Source organism: Streptomyces canarius (assembly GCF_014650735.1).
GTDB classification, from domain to species: Bacteria; Actinomycetota; Actinomycetes; order Streptomycetales; family Streptomycetaceae; genus Streptomyces; species Streptomyces olivaceoviridis.
Genome location: NZ_BMVN01000005.1, coordinates 184,419 through 203,080, shown reverse-complemented (window position 1 = coordinate 203,080; position 18,662 = coordinate 184,419). Strand labels below are relative to the sequence as shown.

At 69.0% G+C, this 18,662-nt stretch carries 15 protein-coding genes, 1 tRNA gene and 3 pseudogenes; 11 read left to right on the top strand and 8 right to left on the bottom strand.

From position 1 onward, the window contains the following. Positions 1-337: 337 nt before the first annotated feature. Positions 338-1,648: a N,N-dimethylformamidase beta subunit family domain-containing protein gene (locus IE294_RS09885; protein WP_189884675.1), complete on the top strand. Its 1,311-nt coding sequence runs from the start codon at positions 338-340 to the stop codon at positions 1,646-1,648. Between the two features lie 368 nt (positions 1,649-2,016). Here IE294_RS09885 and IE294_RS09880 read toward each other — a convergent pair whose 3' ends face one another. Then, positions 2,017-2,946 carry an ADP-ribosylglycohydrolase family protein gene (locus IE294_RS09880; RefSeq protein ID WP_189884374.1) on the bottom strand — a complete coding sequence of 310 codons (930 nt, stop codon included), beginning with the start codon at positions 2,944-2,946 and terminating at the stop codon, positions 2,017-2,019. Between the two features lie 108 nt (positions 2,947-3,054). Between IE294_RS09880 and IE294_RS09875 the strand changes: the two genes are divergently transcribed. Together IE294_RS09875 and IE294_RS09870 are read left to right on the top strand one after the other, a co-directional pair. After that, on the top strand, positions 3,055-3,603 hold the full coding sequence (locus IE294_RS09875) for a GNAT family N-acetyltransferase (RefSeq protein ID WP_189884372.1): 549 nt from the start codon (positions 3,055-3,057) through the stop codon (positions 3,601-3,603). 677 nt (positions 3,604-4,280) lie between these two features. Next, positions 4,281-5,519 (top strand): alpha/beta hydrolase family protein, encoded by a 1,239-nt coding sequence (locus tag IE294_RS09870; RefSeq protein ID WP_189884370.1) that lies wholly within the window; start codon positions 4,281-4,283, stop codon positions 5,517-5,519. A 77-nt stretch (positions 5,520-5,596) separates the two neighbouring features. Here IE294_RS09870 and IE294_RS47430 read toward each other — a convergent pair whose 3' ends face one another. Continuing rightward, positions 5,597-5,980 carry a hypothetical protein gene (locus tag IE294_RS47430; RefSeq protein WP_229917087.1) on the bottom strand — a complete coding sequence of 128 codons (384 nt, stop codon included), beginning with the start codon at positions 5,978-5,980 and terminating at the stop codon, positions 5,597-5,599. A gap of 304 nt (positions 5,981-6,284) precedes the next feature. On the opposite strand from IE294_RS47430, the gene IE294_RS09860 reads away from it, so the two are divergent. Then, a complete protein-coding gene (locus IE294_RS09860) occupies positions 6,285-7,508 on the top strand; it encodes a Cmx/CmrA family chloramphenicol efflux MFS transporter (RefSeq protein WP_189884368.1) in 1,224 nt (407 codons plus the stop codon). A gap of 195 nt (positions 7,509-7,703) precedes the next feature. On the opposite strand, the gene IE294_RS09855 is transcribed toward IE294_RS09860, so the two are convergent. The 3 genes and pseudogenes from IE294_RS09855 to IE294_RS09845 all read right to left on the bottom strand — a co-directional run bounded on the left by IE294_RS09855 (position 7,704) and on the right by IE294_RS09845 (position 9,728). Then, positions 7,704-8,171, bottom strand: coding sequence for a hypothetical protein (locus IE294_RS09855; RefSeq protein ID WP_189884366.1), 468 nt, complete (start codon positions 8,169-8,171; stop codon positions 7,704-7,706). 21 nt (positions 8,172-8,192) lie between these two features. After that, positions 8,193-8,867: pseudogene (locus IE294_RS47420) on the bottom strand (helix-turn-helix domain-containing protein); the annotation flags it as partial. Positions 8,868-9,209: 342 nt separating this feature from the next. After that, complete coding sequence (locus IE294_RS09845) at positions 9,210-9,728, bottom strand: hypothetical protein (RefSeq protein WP_189884362.1); 519 nt, start codon at positions 9,726-9,728, stop codon at positions 9,210-9,212. Positions 9,729-10,228: 500 nt separating this feature from the next. Between IE294_RS09845 and IE294_RS09840 the strand changes: the two genes are divergently transcribed. Then, positions 10,229-11,221, top strand: a complete 993-nt coding sequence (locus IE294_RS09840; protein WP_189884360.1) for a helix-turn-helix domain-containing protein — start codon at positions 10,229-10,231, stop codon at positions 11,219-11,221. A 541-nt stretch (positions 11,222-11,762) separates the two neighbouring features. Here IE294_RS09840 and IE294_RS09835 read toward each other — a convergent pair. Both IE294_RS09835 and IE294_RS09830 read right to left on the bottom strand, forming a co-directional pair. Then, a complete protein-coding gene (locus IE294_RS09835; RefSeq protein WP_189884358.1) occupies positions 11,763-12,998 on the bottom strand; it encodes an epoxide hydrolase family protein in 1,236 nt (411 codons plus the stop codon). A gap of 438 nt (positions 12,999-13,436) precedes the next feature. Continuing rightward, positions 13,437-14,209, bottom strand: a pseudogene (locus IE294_RS09830) (sigma factor). 20 nt (positions 14,210-14,229) lie between these two features. On the opposite strand from IE294_RS09830, the pseudogene IE294_RS09825 reads away from it, so the two are divergent. The 6 genes and pseudogenes from IE294_RS09825 to IE294_RS09800 form a co-directional block, all read left to right on the top strand. Then, positions 14,230-14,568, top strand: a pseudogene (locus tag IE294_RS09825) (carboxymuconolactone decarboxylase family protein); the annotation flags it as partial. A 456-nt stretch (positions 14,569-15,024) separates the two neighbouring features. Next, on the top strand, positions 15,025-15,228 hold the full coding sequence (locus IE294_RS09820; protein ID WP_014677112.1) for a cold-shock protein: 204 nt from the start codon (positions 15,025-15,027) through the stop codon (positions 15,226-15,228). Positions 15,229-15,275: 47 nt separating this feature from the next. After that, positions 15,276-15,346, top strand: a tRNA-Met gene (locus IE294_RS09815). Between the two features lie 481 nt (positions 15,347-15,827). Then, a complete protein-coding gene (locus tag IE294_RS09810) occupies positions 15,828-16,118 on the top strand; it encodes a hypothetical protein (protein WP_189884355.1) in 291 nt (96 codons plus the stop codon). 215 nt (positions 16,119-16,333) lie between these two features. Further along, a complete protein-coding gene (locus IE294_RS09805) occupies positions 16,334-16,579 on the top strand; it encodes a DUF5133 domain-containing protein (protein WP_189884353.1) in 246 nt (81 codons plus the stop codon). A gap of 552 nt (positions 16,580-17,131) precedes the next feature. Next, positions 17,132-17,434 carry a hypothetical protein gene (locus IE294_RS09800; protein WP_189884351.1) on the top strand — a complete coding sequence of 101 codons (303 nt, stop codon included), beginning with the start codon at positions 17,132-17,134 and terminating at the stop codon, positions 17,432-17,434. Positions 17,435-18,051: 617 nt separating this feature from the next. Here the strand turns inward: IE294_RS09800 and IE294_RS09795 are convergent. Beyond that, entirely contained in the window at positions 18,052-18,330 is a 279-nt protein-coding gene (locus IE294_RS09795) for a hypothetical protein (protein WP_189884669.1), read from the bottom strand. Positions 18,331-18,662 lie beyond the last annotated feature (332 nt).

Sequence of the window (18,662 nt, the reverse complement as noted above, 5' to 3'; positions counted from 1 at the left end):
GGCTGTGCCACCTTGGCCCGGAGAGACGACTGACACGCGAGCCGCGACCACGGGAGGCGTCATGGAGATGGGTCCTGCCACGCGAGGGGGTCCGGACCACGGGACAGCACACGCGGGGCAGCCCGGACGCAGGCGTTTTCTCGGAGCGTGCACCGGCCTCGGGCTCGCCTCGGTGACGGCCGCGGCCTGCGACGCGTCCACTCCCACACCCGAACACTCCGCGGCTGCGTCCTCCCACCGGCCCGAAGCGGAACGGGACCGGTCCGGGACACCCGATTGGCGTATCACGTCCCGGGGTCCTGCCCCGGCCGTCGCCGGCTACGCCGACCGGGTGAGCATGACACCGGGCGAGGAGTGCGGCCTGTACGTCTCGACGACCGCGTCGTCCTTCCGGGTCTCGGCCTTCCGCGTCGGCTGGTACGGCGGCACCCAGGCCCGGCTCGTATGGTCGTCCAAGCCCGTACGTGGCCGCGCCCAGCCGGAACCCCGCTTCCTGCCGGACACCCGCACCGTGCGCGCGGACTGGCCGCGCACGCTCACCTTCGGCACGACCGGCTGGCCGGAGGGCGCGTATCTGCTGCGGCTGGAGGCGGACAGCGGCCACCAGCGCTACATCCCGCTCATCGTGCGCTCCGCGCAGGGCACGGGCCGAACGGTCCTGATCCACGCCCCGGCCACCTGGCAGGCCTACAACCGGTGGGGCGGCTACAGCCTCTACGCCGGTGCCTCCGGCGCGTACGCCACCCGTTCCCTGGCCGTCAGCTTCGACCGCCCCTACGACGCCGACGGCGCGGAGAAGTTCATGGTGTACGAACGGGCGGCGGTGGTGCTGGCGGAACGGCTCGGCACACCCCTCGCCTACACCACCGGCATGGACGTGCACCGCGACCCGGAGGTCCTGCGCGGGGCGAGCGCGGTGGTCTGTCTGGGGCACGACGAGTACTGGACCCCGGAGCAGCGCCGGCATGTCACCCAGGCTCGCGACGCCGGCACCAACGTGGTCTTCCTCGGCGCCAACACCTGCTTCCGCCGGGTCCGCATCGAGCAGGGGCAGACACAGCCGGACCGTACGGTGGTCTGCTACAAGTCCTCCGCCGGGGCCGACCCCTTCTACACCACCAAGCCCGCCCTGGTGACCACCGACTTCCGCCAGGCCCCGGCGCCGGACCCCGAGTCCTCGCTCACAGGGGTGCTCTACGAGGGCTACCCGACGGACGCGCCATACGTCGTCCACGCGGCGGACCACTGGCTGTACGAAGGAACGGGCGTACGGCCCGGCGACGGCTTCGCCCACCTGGTCGGCGTCGAATACGACCGGGTCACGCCCGCGGCCCCCGTCCCCGAGCCGCTGGAGATCACGGCGCACTCTCCGCTGGTGTGCGGTGGCCGCCGCAGCCACAGCGACTCGGTCTACTACACGGCTGCCGGCGGCGCGGGCGTCTTCGCCACCGGCACCATGCGCTGGGTGGAGGCCCTCATGGCCGGCACCCCCGACGGCGGGCGCGACCACGGGATGGACGCCCGGACCCGCACCTTCGTGACCCGCACCACGGAGAACGCCCTGCGAGCCTTCGCACAGGGCCCCGCCGCCCATCACCGCCCGGCAGCCCGCCCGAACATCAGCGAGCTGTACAAGACCAGCACATAAGACGGCATCCATGGAGCCCGGCCCCTGTGACAGCGACCCCAGGCACGCAACGGTCGACATCCATCGCGCTATGACGACGAGGTCCCGGCCGTCCTCGTCCGTCAGCGACTCGCGGCCGAGACAGCCGGGCTGCGCTTCACCGAGAGGTGGCCATGCGAGAAGCCCTCCGTCAGTAAGGAGCACGGGGCGGCTCCTCCGGTACGAGGTGGGTCCGGACCCGCGCTGCATCCACGGCTCGGGATCCAGGGCGCCCTGCCCGTTCACCTCCTCGTACGCCGGTACCAGGAGCAAGCAATCCGCCCGCAGGTGACGGCGGACCGCTGCCGCCGTGGCCGTACGCCGGTTCCCAGAAGGCAGCAGGATCCGGTTCAGCCTGCGAGGCGGTGTGCGAGGTGGAGCAGATCTGCCAGCTGGAGCACCCGTCCGTCGAATCCCGGGAGGGGGACATGGAGCGGCTCGGTCCAGCGTGCGGGAATCGCGTCCAGCCCGTAGTACGCCCCCGCGAGGCCTCCGGTCACCGCGGCGACGGTGTCCGTGTCACCGCCAAGATCGATCGCCGCGCGTATCGCGTCTTCGAAACCGGTGGTGGAACGCAGGGCCCAGACGGCGGAGCCGAGGCACGGCCAGACCGCGCCGTTGAACTCGGTTGCCTGATCGGGGTGCCAGTCGGGCGCGAGGACTGCGGCGTAACGACCGCGGTGGTCGGGGCGGACGAGGGGCAGGATGCCCGGGAGAGCGGTGAGGGGGTCGGTGTCCTCCAACGTGACGCGGATGAGTTCGTGGAAGATCGCGGTGCCTTCCCAGGCCGCGCGGTCACCGTGGGTGAGGGCAGCGATGCGGCGGGCCGCGTCCATGGTGGCCCTCTGGCCGGCGGCAGCGAAGCGGAGCGCGGAGGTCGATGCCCGCATCAAGGAGCCGTTTCCCGCTGCTCGCTGGTTGACCTGGAAATGGATCGCGGCGGCGACGTCCCAGGGCATGCCGTTGGTCAGGACGTCTTCGGTCTGCAAGCCGATGTCCTTCGGCTCTGATGCCGCCCACCGCTGGAAGCGGGCGAAGATGTCCGGCAGATCCAGCCCGCCCCGCTCCAGCAGGGACTCCGCGACCAGAACGGCCATGTGTGTGTCGTCAGTTGCCTCGCCGGGGTCCCAGCCACCGCCTCCGCACATCTCGCCACCGGCACCAGGTGCGGGAAACCGCGCGGAGAACGCTCCCTGGGGACCGAACTCGAAGGGGCCGCCCAGGGCGTCACCCACCGCTGACCCGACGACCGTGCCGGCGGCCCGCTGCATCCGCTTCATTCGCGCAGGTTATCCGTGCCGCACCGACGGCAACGCGGCCCGATTCCTTCTTCGGCAGGAGGTCGGTGCCCGTCCGGACCGTGACGTGTCTCCGAGTAGGTTTGCACCATGTTCGAAGGAATGCTGGTAAGACTGCGCGCGCTGCGCTCCGAGGACGCCGAGCACCATGTGCGGTGGCGCAATGACCCAGAGGTGGTGCGCTGGGCCGCGGGCGGTGACCCGTTGTTCGGCCCGGTCACCGCGGAGGCGATCCGGCTCGGCTTCGACACCATGCTGCGACTGAACCCCAGGGAGTCGGCCGTGTTCACGGTCGAGGACCTGGCAGACGGCAAGGTGATAGGCATGGCCGACTACCGGGACCTGGACCCCTACGTCGGAGTGGCCACGCTCGGAGTCACCATCGGCGAACGGGAGTTCTGGGGCCGCGGCCACGGCAGGGACGCGTTGCGGCTGCTCGTGGACCACCTGTTCGGCGCGTACCGTCTGAGCCGGCTGGAGCTGGACACCTGGAGCGGCAACGAACGCGCCGTGCGCGCCTTCACCAAGCTGGGCTTCCGCGAGGAAGGCCGCCGCCGGTCGGCTGTCCTGGTGGAGGGGGAACGCTATGACCGCGTGCTCTTCGGAATGCTTCGTGAGGAGTGGGCGAACCCCGCGTGACGCCGTACATGCCCTTCCCGGGTCTTCCTGCCCGTTCGGCTGACCGGGGTGACCTCACCGTTCGCGGGCAGCGACTCCCGCCTCCTGCCCACGCGTCACGTCGTCCCCCGACCGCCGCGCGGGGGGCCGGAAGGCCAGGGTGATCAGTGCCACGGCCGCCCCGCCACGAGGAAACCGGCTCGCAGGCCGTAGTGGTCCGCCACCGCTCCGAGCGTGGCGGGCCCCGTCAGTGTCCCCAGCCCGAGCGCCGGCACGGCGGCGCTGAACCCGGTCGACGGCTGCTCGGGAAAGACACGGTAGCTCCACAACGCGAGAACGCCGGGCCAAGGTGGACCGCACGCCCCCGGAGACGAGCACGGAACACTGAACCCCCTCCCTCCCGGCTGACGACAGTCGCGTCGGAGTCCCGCGAACAGGAGACGCCACGGGACCGCATCCCGGTCGCGTCCGGCAGCTGTACGACCCCGACCACGCTCCTTCGGAACCCACGTCGCCGGCCCGGTGCCGCGCCCGGAACGCAGACGCCGCGACTCCATGGAGACGAGCTCTCAGCCCCTTCGACACGGGCGGGCTACAGGTAGCCCCCGTGTGCGTCGACCGGCTTGCCGGATGGTGGTGACCGAGTCGGTCCGCGAAGTTGAAAGGGCTGTGAACACGTAGAGATGAGGAGGCTTGCCATGCAGACTCGCCGCGCCGCCATGCTGTCGGCTGTTGCCGCCGTCACCCTGTCCGTCATCTCCGCACGAACCGCTTCCGCTGCGCCGCGCGAGGCCGGGCGTGTACGGCTGACGTTGCCCGCACCCAGTGGGCCGTACCCCGTGGGCACGATCTCACTGCGCCTCGTCGACGCCTCACGTCCCGATCCTTGGATGACGTCGCAACCGTACAGGGAGCTCATGATCGGCATCCGCTATCCGGCCCGCGCCGCCGGCGCGTACCCGACCGCACCGCAGATGCTCCCCGGAGAGGCAGCCGGATTCGCCGCTTTGAACAACTTCTCCGATGTGCCCAGCGATGAGGTCGACTGGTCGGCCACTCGCACCCACGCTCATGAAGGCGCCCCGGTCGCCCGGAACGCAGGCCCGTACCCGGTCGTCTGCTACTCACCCGGTGCCGGGGACCCGCGTTCCCTGGGCACCACGCTCTGCGACGACCTTGCCTCCCGGGGCTACGTCGTGGTGACACTCGATCACACCTATGACGCCACGGCTGTTCAGTTCCCCGGCGGTCGCGTCGAAAGCACGGTTCTTCCCGCGGAGTTCGCCAAGGCGTACCCGGACCTGGACCGCATCACCGCGCTGTTGCGGAAGGCGCTGGCCGTACGGGTGGCCGACACCCGCTTCGTCCTCGACGCACTGCCCGGTGCGCTGCCCCGGGAGCTGCGCGGCACGCTGGACCTGGACCGCGTCGGCATGTTCGGCCAGTCGGCAGGAGGTTTCACCGCCTTGCAGGCGATGTACGACGACCCACGCATCGCAGCAGCAGCCGGCCTCGACGGCGTTCTCGCATATGTCCAGGAGGACAGCACCCCCGGCAACCTTTCCACCGTCGCGGCCAACGGCCTCGACCGCCCTTTCCTGCTGATCGGCAAGGAGGGCAACGACCTCGGCACCGTGCCGTCCTGGGACTCCCTGTGGCGGCACAGTCACGGCTGGCACCGGGGCCTGACCCTGCGTGGCGCGCAGCACGCGACCTACACCGACGCGGAGGCGGTCATCCCGCACATCGCCCATCGGCTCGGGCTTCCCCGAAGGACCGTCGTCGAGAACATCGGAACCATCGCACCGAGGCGCGCGATCAGCGCCCAACGGGCCTACCTCGCGGCCTTCTTCGACCGCTGGCTGCGCGGCCGGGACGACCACGGTCTGTTCGACGGGCCGTCGGACCGCTACCCGGAGGCGCGCTTCTTCTCCTGAAGATCCATCAGGTCGGCGCTGACGGCCGGCAATTCAGCTCATGCCGGAGACGGCCGGTCCCGCCGGTCAACGGCGTATCAGTGGGCCAACAGGACCGCGGCGCCCAGCATGACGAGCACGGAGGCGCCACAGAATGCGAGGTGTGAGCGGGGATAGTCGTACCGCTCGCGGGTCACTCCCTGGTTGATCTCGTGCGCCCACACCGTGAACAGCTTGCGGGTCGGATACATGCCGATCGTCAGCCCGATCAGCGCGAACGAGCACAGGACGAGCATGTCTGCCAGAGCGAAGCCGCGCCATGATCCGAGGACCACCGCTCCGGTGCCGCACACCACCCAGATGAAGGGATAAACCGTCCAGAACCTCTGGATCGGTATCCATTTCGCCATCGCGGAGCAGTGGATCACCAGTGCAGTGACAGCCAACAGCCACGGCCAATCCGTGGTGACCGACGTGAACACGGACTTCCCCCTGAGTCATTTCGAACCCGCAAAGGGTAGCAGCGAGGCGAGAGCAAGCTTGTCGGAGGTCGAGGGGCTCTTGGAGATGCTTCGACCGGCATCGGTCAGGTAGCGTGCGGACCATGTCGAGTCCTGAGTCAGACAAGGTGGGGGCTTTCGGTCACGCCGTCAGCCCCCTTGACCACTGAGCTCGTAGCCCTGTCGTCGCGCCGCTTCCGCGGTGGGACGAGTGTGCGCTCGGGGTCGGGGCTGGCCGCGGTGACGAGATGACCTTCTCGTGCCTCTCTCACCTCGGAGCCACTCGATGCCTCTGCCGCTGTATCTGCTTGCCATGGCGGTCTTCGCCATGGGGACCTCGGAGTTCATGCTCGCCGGCCTCTTGCCGGACATCGCCTCAGGTCTTGACGTCACAGTCGGGACAGCGGGCGTCCTCACCTCGGCCTTCGCGATCGGCATGATCGTCGGTGCCCCTCTCGTGGCCGCGCTTGCCCGTGACTGGCCCAGGCGCGCCGGCCTTGTCGGGTTCGTACTCGTTTTCGCGGCAGCTCACGCCGTGGGCGCCCTCACCACGAGCTTCCCCGTCCTGTTCGCTACCCGAGTCGTCGCCGCGCTGGCGAACGCGGGGTTCCTTGCCGTCGCTCTGACGGCTGCCGCCACGCTGGCCCCGCCCGACAGGAAGGGACGCGCGCTGGCCGTGCTGCTGTCGGGCACGACGGTGGCCACAATCGCCGGTGTCCCTGGTGGGTCGGTGCTCGGCACGTTGCTCGGCTGGCGAGCCACATTCTGGGCTGTCGCCGCTCTCTGTCTGCCTGCAACTCTCGGCATCCTGAGGGGAATCCCGGCAGGACGGGATGAGGACGAGGCGACTGACAGGCCGGCCTTGCGAGCGGAACTCGCCCAGCTCACCAGGCCGCGGTTGATCCTGGTGATGCTGCTCGGTGCGCTGGTGAACGCGGCAACGTTCGGAAGTCTCACCTTCCTCGCCCCCGTGGTGACCGACAGCGCCGGGCTGGGCCAGTTGTGGATCTCTGTCGCGCTGGTGCTCTTCGGCGCCGGTTCCTTCGTGGGCGTCACCGTCGCCGGCCGACTGTCCGACCGGCGTCCCGATCTGGTCATCGCACTCGGCGGTCCGTTGCTGCTCATCGGCTGGCCGGCCCTCGCCGTGCTGGCCAACGAGCCGGTCGCCCTGCTCGTCCTCGTGTTCGTGCAGGGCGCACTGTCGTTCGCGCTCGGCAGCACGCTGATGACGCGGGTCCTCTACGAGGCCGCGGGAGCCCCCACCATGGCCGGCTCGTATGCGACCGCGGCGCTCAACGTGGGCGCCGCAGTCGGCCCGGTCATCGCTGCCGCCGCCCTCACCACCGAAGCCGGGACCCTCGGGCCGCTCTGGGCGAGCGGACTCCTCGTCGCGGTGGCGTTGCTCATCGCGTTCCCCCTCCTCACCGTCATTACGGCCGGCCGGAGCACCGAGGCGCCCCGTGACACAGGTGAACGCCCCCTTGGACATCGAGGGACGCCGAACCGTTGACTCACGGCGCCGACCCGAACCCACGTGAAGACTACGGAACGGGTTGGTCACCCCTGGACCGGGCGAACAACGGTCCGCACCCTGGGAGCGCCGAACTCCTCATCGCAGCCGGAGCAAACCCCACAAACGAACCACCCAGCGGCTCTTGGCTCACTCAGCTGCCCCACCGACTTCAACCGCCTCTCTCCCGGCTCCTTACGGCAGATCAGGGCGGCCCAGCCACTTCGGCCGCACTGGCACGCCGTCGGGGTATCGCTCATCGGACGGCGGGGCGGGCGGCATGGTGTCCACAGGCTCTGGCTCAGGCTCAGGTTTGGTGGCCTCCGCCTCGTGCGTATCCGTCGACTCCATCGTGGCCTCGCGTGCATTCGTTGGCTTCGCCGGTGCGGCGGTGTCCTCCAGCAACTCCGCGACCGTGTACCGGATGCCCGAGGACCGCCAGGCAGCGTCATCGACGACCATCAGGAAGTCGTCGCCGTTACGGAAGAGCCGACGGCGCTTTCGTTTCTTGGGGTGATGAGCCATCGCGTGCCGAGCATGCCGTTCCAGCTCCGCCAGAGCTTCTTCGTACGTACCTTCCACATATGCGAACACATGTGTCTCCGTGATGTAGCTGTCCCAGTGCTTGACGCTTGCCTCGCGGATCAGCCCCCAGGTCGCCATCGGCACCTCTTTCCATCGGGATCAATACGAAGTGTGGCGCGCACGTCGGCGTGGGCTGCCGGCATCGCCAAGCCTGTGATGCCCAGACACGCGGCAGCGAGAACCCGAGTGGCCCGATCGCTGGCCCTTGGGCGGGATGCCGTAGGCCGTGCGGAACGCGCGGGTGAAGTCGGATGCGCGTGGGAAGCCGCAGTAGGCACCGATGGCGTGGACGGGGGTGGCCCGCATCGTGGGGTCGGCGAGCGCGCGGCGGGCCCGTTCGAGGCGCTGGTGGCGAATCCAGGCTGCAAGCGTGTGGTCTTCCTGCTGGAAGAGGCGGTGCAGGTAGCCGGTGGAGATGTGGTGCGCGACTGCGATGGTGCGCGGGGTCAAGTGCGGGTCGTGCAGATGCCGTTGGACGAAGGCTCGAACGCGCAGAACGAGGGCCTGCCGGTGGGTTTCCGCACGGAGGGAGCCGTCGGTGTCGAGGGCATGGGCGAACAGTGCGGAGAGGAGGCCGATCGCCACGGTTCCCAGTAGGGGTCCGTCGTCGGGTCGGTAGGAGCCGGAGTCCCGGGTCACCTGAGTGAGGAACTGCGCGAGTAGCGCCCCGGCACCCTCCCGCCCCGACAGTCGGCGCATGAGCAGTCCATCGATGGCGTTTTCCGGCAGCGGCAGCAGTTTCCGCGGCAGAAGAACACCTGCTCCCAGGGCCGTCTCCTGCCGGCCGACCCGAGTGCCTGGACGTGCTAGCGCCAACAGGCAAACCGGTCCGACGCGTGCACCTGCTGTGTACTGAAAGCCTTCTCGATCAGCATTCCCCTCCTCACCTCGTCGCGAGTCCTTCTCGGCACGGCGTCGGCGGCCTCGGCGTGGCCGGCCGTTGGTGGCGGCCCGTGAGAAGAAGGCCGCGTCCGCGATCTCTTGCAGCGCCTGGCGCCCGTCGCCGACCACGTCATATCCGCCGAGGCCGCACAGGGGGCTCAGGCGGGGTGGCGCGCATCCTCGACCCTGCATCGGCTCACACCGCCGACGAATGGCATGCCGGACACCTCGCGATCACGCCATGCCTTTGGCCCTGCTGAGGTGAGCCTTCACCTCCCGCTCCGCGTGCCCGGCAGGCACTTCATCCCCGGCCTTGTTGTGGCGTTCAGCTGCCTTCGCCGAATCCTTCGCCGAGTCCAACTCTCGCTTGATCTCCCGGCGGTGGCTCGTTCCACGACAGTCCGTTTGCGCCGAACTGATGTCGACCAGCGTCCTTCGGTTGTACCTTGCGGCTGCGTCCGTGTCAGGCCGATGACCGTCGGCTGCCAGGGCCTTCTCATTGAGAGCGATGGCGGTTTTGATCCTGGAACGGCAGACAGCGTCGGCAGGGAGGGACTGTCGGGCTGCATCCTGCGGTGCCACCACCGGCATGTGGCTCTCGTCCAGTGGGGCCGCTACAGGCATGGCTTCGTCCAGTGGTGCCGCGACGGGAGCGTGGCCTTCGGCTGCCGCAGATGGTGCGATACCGCCACCGGCGATGGCGATGGCGATGGCGATACCGATGGAGTAAATGAGCTGCTTCGCGCGTGTCATGGTCACCCTTTCCTGGAGCGCGGACGGAGGGCACTCGCAGCAGGTGGCTTCAGCGTCGATGTAGTTCCGACGTGAATGCACGCCTTCTGGCGAAAGTCTCGCTGGTGCTCTCAACAATCCGTGTCGGAGTCACCTACAGACTGCCGGACGAATCGCGGGGGTGTCGTTAGCGCTGAGTCTTCGGTCGGCTTGGAGATGCGTCTACTCGTGTCGAAGAGTCAGCGCTGGTTGCGGGTGGCCGCGCGGATCCACGGCGGAGGAGCGCAGCCGCTGGTCGATGGCGGTGCCCTCTTCGGACGCCGGCAGCCGGCCGTCGGGCGTCGGGCGCCCCACGGCCGGTCGTATTCAACGCCTGCGGGCCAGGGGCCGTTGACACGGTTGTTTGAGTGAATTTAGCCTCCACCCCAGGGCTTGACCTGCGACTATTGCCAGAAATTCAGTGACGTGGAACGTCTGACCTGCGTCCCTCGTCCCTGCTCGGCCACATCCAAACGGGGTTCTTGATGATCGAGAAGACGTTCCGGAGTCACGACGTTCCCTCGACCGATCGCTTCGATGCCTGGCGGAAACGGCTGGGCAGGCACGTCTCCCCTCTCGACTCCGGCGGTGACGAGGGGAACGGTTTCCGGGCGGAGACACGTCTGCTCAGGCTCGGTGGCTCACGCGTGTGGTCCACCAGCGTGGACCCCGCGACCATCCGGCGTACACCGGAACTCGTCCGGCAGTCCGATCCCGGGGTCTACACGTTGATCCTGCCGCTCAGAGGCGAAAGCGAAGTGGCCCAGGGTGACCGGGAAGCCGTCCACGGCCCCTTCGACATGCACGTCCTGGACTCGTCCCAGCCCGTTCACCTTCGTCTCCGCGGCGGCCCATCGGTGTACCTGATCGGCGCCGACGTACCCAAGGCCGGATTCCCGCTGCCCCCTCCATGGATGGACCAGCTCCTCACCCGACGATTACCAGGCCGGGAAGGCGTCGGGGCGTTGCTGTCGGGATTCCTCATGCAACTGACCGACGACACCCACTCCTACCGCTCGTCAGACGGTCCGCGGCTGGAGGCGGCCCTCCTCGAACTGCTGACCGCGCTGTTCGCCCACCACCTCGACGCGGACGACAGCAGCGCACCCGACAGCGCCCGGCGCGCTCTGGTCCTACGAATCCAGGCGTTCATCCGCCAGCATCTGCGAGATCCCCAACTGACCCCGCCGGCCATCGCCGCCGCGCACCACATATCCGTCAGCTATCTGCACCGCATCTTCCAGGGAGAGGGCACCACCGTCTCGTCCTGGATCCGTGAGCAACGTCTGGCGAACGCCCGCCGAGATTTGGCCGACCCCACATTGCGCGACACACCCATCCACGTGATCGCCTCTCGCTGGGGTTTCCCCCGAGCCGCCGACTTCAGCCGTGTGTTCCGCAACGCCTACGGCATACCGCCGAGGGACTACCGGGACCACGCCTCAACCCAGATCTCCCTGCCTCCCCCTCCATGACACCAGCCAAGGAGAGCCAACCCGCCCGGGGCGTGTCCCGGCCTCTTCGCTTTGTTCAGCCCGGCCAGTCTTCGGGCGGACGAAGCCTTTTGGGGCTGCCGACGGGTGTTGAGGTGTGTTGCCGGACGTGAGCGCCTGTGCGCCCCGCCTGCACTCTGCCCGAATCCCGCTGGCACGGCGCACGGTCGACCCCATGGGGGATACCAGGGAGCTGGAGTGTGTGGGCCGGGGTGACGACAGTGGCTGCCCGCACGGGGCCGTACGGACGATCGATGCGGGGATCCCGGTGTACCGGTGCGATGACTGCCGCTCCTACTGGGAACTGGATGAGACGGAGCCCGGGCGCCGGGCGAGTGCGGATGACGCACTGACCCGGCCGCTGGGGGATCCGGGCGAGGCCGGCCAGGGAACCGCGGCGTAGTGCAACTCCACCACACCCCGCCCGACGAGCCACGTACCCCGTCCAGCCGCAACGGCCAGGCCCGGCAAGCAGACGAGAACGGGCTCCGGGCTCCGGTTGCCGGACGGGCCCCAGGGTCGTTCAGGGCCTGCGGCCGTGGAAGGTGCGGCGCAGGTCGTTCACCCAAGCGTCGGGGTTCTCCCAGGGGATGAAGTGGCCGCCGTGGTCGTGGGCGTTGACGTTGACGTGTTTGAACCAGTCGGCCTGCGGGCCGTTCTTGAACGCCCGGACGCGCTCGTCGGCGGTGTGGATGCCGGGCGGGTTCTCGTACGTGACGAAGGTGAGGCCGACCGGGGCCTGCACGACCGGGGTGCGGTCGTGGGCGGGGGACCAGGGATAGCGGTTGGCGTTGGCGTAGTAACGCATCGACGTGGCGATGGAGTTGTTCACCCAGTAGATCGTGGCGTGGGTGAGCAGGTCGTCCTTGGTGAAGACGGATTCGAGGTCGCCGCCGTTGTCGCTCCAGGCGTTCCAGCGCTCCAGCAGCCAGGCGAGCAGTCCGGCGGGTGAGTCGCTCAACCCGTGGGCCAGGGTGGCGCCGTCGAGCATGTGCACGGTGAGGTGGGACGCGAAGTGGTGGTCCAGCTCGATGACGCGGGCGCGGACGTCGGCGGGCTGGTCGTCGGTGAGGGGACGGTTCCGGGCGAAGTCCCAGGCTCGGGGACCGGTGAAGAAGTCGAGCGGCAGCCCGGAGCCGATGTGGATGCCGTAGAGCTCGTCGGCGTACTTGTGGCCGAGCTGACTGGTGACGATTCCGCCGATGTCGCAGCCTCCGGCGGCGTACTTCTCGTAACCCAGGGTCTCGGTCATCAGGGTGTGCCAGAGGTCGGAGACCTTCCAGAAGTTGACGTCCGGAAAGCCGGTGAGCGGGCCGGGGAAACCGAAGCCGGGCAGGGACGGCACGATGACGTCGAACGCGTCGGCGGGGTCACCGCCGAACGCGGCCGGGTCGGCGAGCGGGTCGATCACCTTCGACCAGTGCCAGAACGTCCACGGCCAGCCGTGGGTGAGGACCAACGGGATGGGGCGGGGGCCGCGGCCGGGCTTGCGCATGAAGTGCACCGGGACACCGGCGACGCTCACCTCGTAGTGCTCGTGGACGTTGATGGCGGCCTCCGCCTTGCGCCAGTCGTAGCCGTCGCGCCAGTAGGCCACCAGCTCGCGGAGGTAACTGTCCGGGACGCCGTAGGACCAGTCCTCATTCCCCTCGTCCAGCGGCGCACGGGTCAGCGTGAGACGGGCGCGCAGGTCATCGAGGGCCTCGTCGGACACACGGATCGAGGTGGGCTCCAGGGGGAAGGCGCGCGGGATGGTCATGCCGTGATTCCTTACTGGACAACTGGACAACTGGACAAGGGGAAGCGGTGCTGTCGGCCGGTTGGGTGGGTGGGCAGCGAGCCGGGCCGTTTCAAGGTGCGCGGGCAGCGATACGGCGAGTGCGGTGCCGGTGGTGCGGGTCGAGCCGGCCGGCCGGACCACCGATGCACCCCTTCCGCCGCGACAGGACCATCTTGGCACCGGCGGACGTGACGTGCGCCGGCACTGCCCGGCTGTCGGAGACGCCCGGCGATGGTTGATACAGCGCTCAACGGTCGACGTCGAACCCCGTCCACGAACTCGCCACCCACCAGACGGCCCGGCCTCGCCGGCCCGTAACCCCGGTCACCGCAGAGGCATTTGCCGCTGCACTGCGCCAGACCTATGCAGTATCAAGCGTGGACCGCTTCGAGTACGCAGGCCGTCGCCGGCAGGGAGTCAGACCGGGTCCGGCAGGTCCATGAGCGCGAGTTCGGCCGGGTCGACCACGGCGGTGATCTCGGTGATGAGGCCTTCGGTGACGGTGAAGGCAAGGAGGGAGCGTGGGGTGCCGTCCTCGTTCCAGGAGATGACGCCGGGGCGGCCGTCGACGGTTGCCGCATGCCCTCGTGGGAGAACAGCAGTTGCTCGAACGGCCGTCGCGGGCCGCGGTCAGGAAGGCCTGTACCACCTCGCGTTGCTGTCGTCCGCCGCTTGCCGGCTGCCGGGCGGCCCGTACTTTCCTGCGGGCGCGGTTGGTGAGCATTCTGGTCGCGTCGGCGGATTTGCCGACGATGGTGCCGATCTCCCGTGGGGCACGGCGAACACGTCGTGCCGTACGAACGCCAGTCGTTCGTGAGGGCGCAGCGAGTCGAGGACCGTGAGGAGCGCGAGGCCGACGGAGTCCCCGAGTGCCACGAGGTCTTCCGGAGCAGGAGCGGCGTCGAGCGTCACGGTGAAGTCTGGCAGCCGGTCGTCGAGGGAAACGTCCGGGTGGGTGCGGCCCGACCGCAGGACGTCGAGGCTGATGCGGCCGACCACGGTGGTCAGCCGGCCGCCGAGGTTGTCGATGGTGTCGGTGTCCTGGCGGGACAGACGCAGCCACGCCTCTTGCACCACGTCTTCCGCATCGGCATGTGATCCGAGCATGCGGTAGGCGACGGCGCGGCGCCGGTCACGGTGGGACGCGAAGGCATCGGCGATCGGGTGTCCGCGGGCTGGGTGCCGGCCATGGTGTGACCTCCCTGGAAGCCTGCGCGCCGGCCAGATCAACAGCTGCTCGGCGTGCGTCTACGCCAGTGTCGTCGGCGAGAAGAGGGCCGGTGACACCGGCGAGCGGCTGCACAACGTGGCGGCGTGGCGCGAGGCGCCGTTCTGCACCGATGCGGAACGCGCGGCACTCGCGCCGGCCGAGGCCGTAACCCGGCTACAGGACGGTGCGCCGGACGTCACCGACGAGATCTGGGAAGAGGTCGACGCCCATTTCACCGAGGAACAGATCGGCGCGATCAACCTGGAGATCGCGCTGACGAACTTCTTCAACCGGATCAACCGCACCATCAAGGAACCGGCCGGCAAGACCTGGGGCTGAGCCAAGCGCGGCACTTACCCAGTGAGGCTTCGCGAGCGATCACACAGTGTGTTCGATGAGTCGGAAGGGTGGGCAGCCACTGGCTTGTACAACCCGATTGCAGTAGCGCGAGCAAATCCGCACCGACTCCGACCTGGTCGCCGGCATTCACCTGATCCGGGACCGTTGCATGCAGCGTCCCGGTGGTACGGGGGAGACCACCGGGACGGCAGGACCAGCCTACTCAGCACTGTTCGCCCGCGCGTGGAGATGGCGGGACGTGTCCGGAAGCGGTCGTCCGGGTCGGCCGCTGCGCGGGCAGGCGTCGGCCACCGGACGACACCGCATCCGACTCATGGACGAATGATCGAATGACAGAGCCCTGGTCGGGGTAGAACGGACGATGGCGTCTTCCCGTAGGGGGAGATGCCGCTACTCACCCCGGCCGGCACCCCCGGCAAGATCGAAGGACGCAGTATGGCCAGCGGCACCGTGAAGTGGTTCAACTCTGAGAAGGGCTTCGGTTTCATCGCCCAGGACGGCGGCGGACCGGACGTCTTCGCCCACTACTCCAACATCTCCGGCAACGGCTACCGCGAGCTGGTCGAGGGCGAGACGGTCACGTTCGACGTCACCCAGGGCCAGAAGGGGCCCCAGGCCGAGAACATCGTCCGCGGCTGACATCCCCGCTGGCCTGCGGAGCATGTATAGAGCGGCGCCACCGACGAGGCGTGGAGCAGCTCGGTAGCTCGCTGGGCTCATGACCCAGAGGTTGCAGGTTCACATCCTGTACCCGCTACGAGAGACAGGAGGCCCGGCATCAGCCGGGCCTCCTGACGTGTTCCCCCGACCACAGGTTGAACACCGCACGAAGTTGCTCAGCCGGCAGACGGCCCGCCCGTCGGAGGGCGGATGCGTCCTCCTGTACTCGAATGGGGCGGAGACGGCGAGCCGGGCCGACCCGGGCGGCGGACTGCCGGTGTCGGACAGCCGCAGCCACCGTGCCTACGAGGCGGGCCCAGTCCCTCGAAGGGACGAAGCCGAGCTGTCCGACCACCCGCTGACGGATGGCCGGATTGGGCCGCCACGGCTGGGCCGGCCTGGTGAAGGAGTTCAGCCGGACCGTCGGCGGCACGAGCAGATTGTCGGCCCTTGGGCAGCCGGCAAGGTGCGGGCACTCCTCCAGCACCCCGTGAGACATGGCGTTCGGCGGGGTAACCGCTGCTGTGATCGGCACAAGGCACTGACGGCGTCCGTTTCACGGGAAGGAGAGAGAGCGCATGGCTACCGGCGCGGACTCGGCGAGGATCACCGCGAAGGTCCACGGCAGGGACATCACCTTGGACGGCCCCCTGACGAAGGACGAGATCCGGAACAGGATCTGGTGGTGGCAGAGCGCCGACCCCCGGACTTCCAAGGAACAGGAAGACGGTCAGCACGAGCACGACGACTCCCACAAGGATGTGATCACGACCCTGGGCGGCTACTACGAGGTCTCCGCCGACCCTCGTACGCCCGAGGCCGAGAGACTGGTGGAGATGGTGTACGACGAGCTCAACCCGGACGAGTGACGGCGCGGCGCAGACAGAGCCGGGACCCGAGTCTCCGCCGTGCCGGGATGTCCCCAGCGGAGTGCGGCAGCAAAGTGCATACGGTGATCAAGTCGGGGCAGACGACTCCCTGAGCACGCATCCACCGTTCCCAGCCGTGCAGCCACCCGGCGGGTGCGCGCTCACGGACGTCGCGGGCCCCGTGGAACGGCCCGCCTTTCGAGAAGGTTGTCGCTGTGTTGCTGCCTGCGGAGAAGGAACTACGCGGGGTACTGGCCCGCTTCGCCGACGCCCGCTTTCGCCATGACCTGCACCCCACCGGTCACTCCAGCCGAGAGCTGGAGGACGCCTCCCACACGCTGTGCGTCATGACCGGCACCCAGTCGGTGGACCAAGCCCTCATCGCCGCCGACGCCCTCCTGGAACGGCTACGAGCGGAACGCTCCGCGGCGACCAAGGTGCCGCAGACTCTGGCCGCCTGACACCGATCCTCCGCGCGGCCTCGGCGCCCCGCCGGTACACAAGCTCGCCGTAGCCTTGATCCTTTCGGTATGCCGCTGGGGTGAGGTGCCCATGGTTAGGGGACCTGTTCCTGGACGCCCCGTGCGAGGGGGGTGACGTCGTCGGCCTGCGGGTTTGCCCGCCCGCCGCCGTGTCCGTGGTCGGGGGACGGTAAGCGGCTGGGCCGTAGTCGGCCAGGGCCGTCACCGGCGCCGAGCACATGACCCGACTGCTTGCCGGGGTCGAGGTGTTCGAGGGGCAGAGCCAGGTCATCCGCTCGGTGGTCGACCTGGTGTGCGTACGGTGTCCAGGCTGGCCGACAATCGGAACCCTTGCACAGCGTGAGCAGTCTGTACCCCTGGTGAGGGAATACGAAATAACTCCGATACCTGAAATATCCCCGTGTGTGTGCGAGGCATCAGGAACGGGTATGCGCGCTGTCTGGCCGCGACCGCACCACTGCCGGAACACGCGTCAGGCGTTGTCCCGCCGAGACTGACAGGGCGACGCGGCCCGGCAAGAAGGAGAAGACCATGCAGATGACTCGACGGATCGCGATCGTCGGCGCTTCCACGGTGCTCGCCGCAGGCGCCATGGCGATCGGCAGCGGTCCCGCGACGGCGGCCACAACCCAGGCGCCCGAACACCACCCGGCCGTCGGCGTACCGGGTGGCGCTCAGCGCTCCTCCGACCGCCCCCACGCCGCCCGGCAGCCCACGGACCGGTGGATCGAGGACCAGCTGGCGACCTTCTGCCCGTCGTCCAAGCACCGGCTCGCGGTGTTCGACCCCTGGGTCAAGGACCAGCTCGCGCTGCTCCAGAAGACCGGCCGGTGAGGGGGACGACGGCGATTCCCCAAGCCCGGCGACCGCAGCTGCCGGTCCGGCACAGTCGGTCCGGTCCCTCGGCGCCGTGCCCGTGGTGCGTTCCTCCAGGCCGGCGAACCGCGCCGCGCTGATCGACCAGGTCCCGCACGAATGCGTCCGGTCCGTCAGCGGCGGACAGGTCGGAGATGCTGCCGGCCACAGAGATTCCGCCCGCCGACACGTGGCCCCCGCGCAGTAGCTCGCGTACACCAGGTGCGTCGACGACGACGGACAGCCCGTCGTCGAGGACCGCACCCCACTGCCTGCTGTCCGTGGCGACACCGCTTGTGGCGCGCCACCACCGACCGTGGCCCGGACAGCCGCGCGCAGGGGCTGTGCTTGCGCGTGTATGGGGGCGGGACGGCGCGCTGGACGAGGACACACCAAGTTCGAACCGGAGCGCGCCGAACGCGGTGTCCTCCTGGCAGCCGCGTTCGGTGGCCTGTCCGGATGTATGCTCAGCGCCCGGAGCGTCGAGGGCCGGCTGCTGGGCGCCCTTGCCCGGACGAACGGCACACCCGTCTGCCGGTTCGCCCGTGCCCGTGGTGGCGCACCATGCCCACGGCCCGGCCCCCGATGCCGCACCGCTACCGGGTCACGACGATCACCACGACTCGGTTGCCGAAGTGGTGGTCGAAGCAGGCTCGTGGGTGGTTGAAGCAGAAACCACGATGGTCGAAGCGGAACCCGCCGTGGTCGAAACAACGCCAGTCGTCGTGGTGGAAGCAACGGTTGGTGTTCAGATGGGCGGGCACGGCAGGGACTGCTGCTGCGGCCGTGCCTGCTGTGCCGATCGCGGCGCCGCCTGCCATCAGAATGCCGGCGGCGGACGCCGCGGCGAGACGTCTCGCGCATGGTGCACGCATGATGGACACGTCCTTTCCTTCCTCACCTCGCGCTCCTTCCAGCGGCACGAGATGGATGGCTTTCGCCTCGGGGACGGAGGCACGTCGTAGGCGTCGCCCACGCATGCACGTCTCGCATCAGAGATTCAGTGGCACCGGAACCAGTCGGCCACGAGAGCACCCCCGGGCTGCGGTCCCACTTCTCATACGTCAGTGGCGCCCTTTTGGATTGGCCGGCTCGAACTGGTCAGCCCACAGCCAGGCAGTGTGCCGCCGCTCGGGTTCGGAACGCGGGTGGCGCGCAGGTTGATCCAGGGCGTGACGACCTCGTCCCGTGGTCGCATCCGCCGTGC

Coding starts and splice junctions, on each gene's coding strand:
- IE294_RS09885 (WP_189884675.1), top strand. CDS start 338: ATGACACCGGGCGAGGAGTGCGGCCTGTACGTCTCGACGACCGCGTCG.
- IE294_RS09880 (WP_189884374.1), bottom strand. CDS start 2,946: ATGAAGCGGATGCAGCGGGCCGCCGGCACGGTCGTCGGGTCAGCGGTG.
- IE294_RS09875 (WP_189884372.1), top strand. CDS start 3,055: ATGTTCGAAGGAATGCTGGTAAGACTGCGCGCGCTGCGCTCCGAGGAC.
- IE294_RS09870 (WP_189884370.1), top strand. CDS start 4,281: ATGCAGACTCGCCGCGCCGCCATGCTGTCGGCTGTTGCCGCCGTCACC.
- IE294_RS09860 (WP_189884368.1), top strand. CDS start 6,285: ATGCCTCTGCCGCTGTATCTGCTTGCCATGGCGGTCTTCGCCATGGGG.
- IE294_RS09855 (WP_189884366.1), bottom strand. CDS start 8,171: ATGGCGACCTGGGGGCTGATCCGCGAGGCAAGCGTCAAGCACTGGGAC.
- IE294_RS09845 (WP_189884362.1), bottom strand. CDS start 9,728: ATGACACGCGCGAAGCAGCTCATTTACTCCATCGGTATCGCCATCGCC.
- IE294_RS09835 (WP_189884358.1), bottom strand. CDS start 12,998: ATGACCATCCCGCGCGCCTTCCCCCTGGAGCCCACCTCGATCCGTGTG.
- IE294_RS09820 (WP_014677112.1), top strand. CDS start 15,025: ATGGCCAGCGGCACCGTGAAGTGGTTCAACTCTGAGAAGGGCTTCGGT.
- IE294_RS09810 (WP_189884355.1), top strand. CDS start 15,828: ATGGCTACCGGCGCGGACTCGGCGAGGATCACCGCGAAGGTCCACGGC.
- IE294_RS09800 (WP_189884351.1), top strand. CDS start 17,132: ATGCAGATGACTCGACGGATCGCGATCGTCGGCGCTTCCACGGTGCTC.
- IE294_RS09795 (WP_189884669.1), bottom strand. CDS start 18,330: ATGCGTGCACCATGCGCGAGACGTCTCGCCGCGGCGTCCGCCGCCGGC.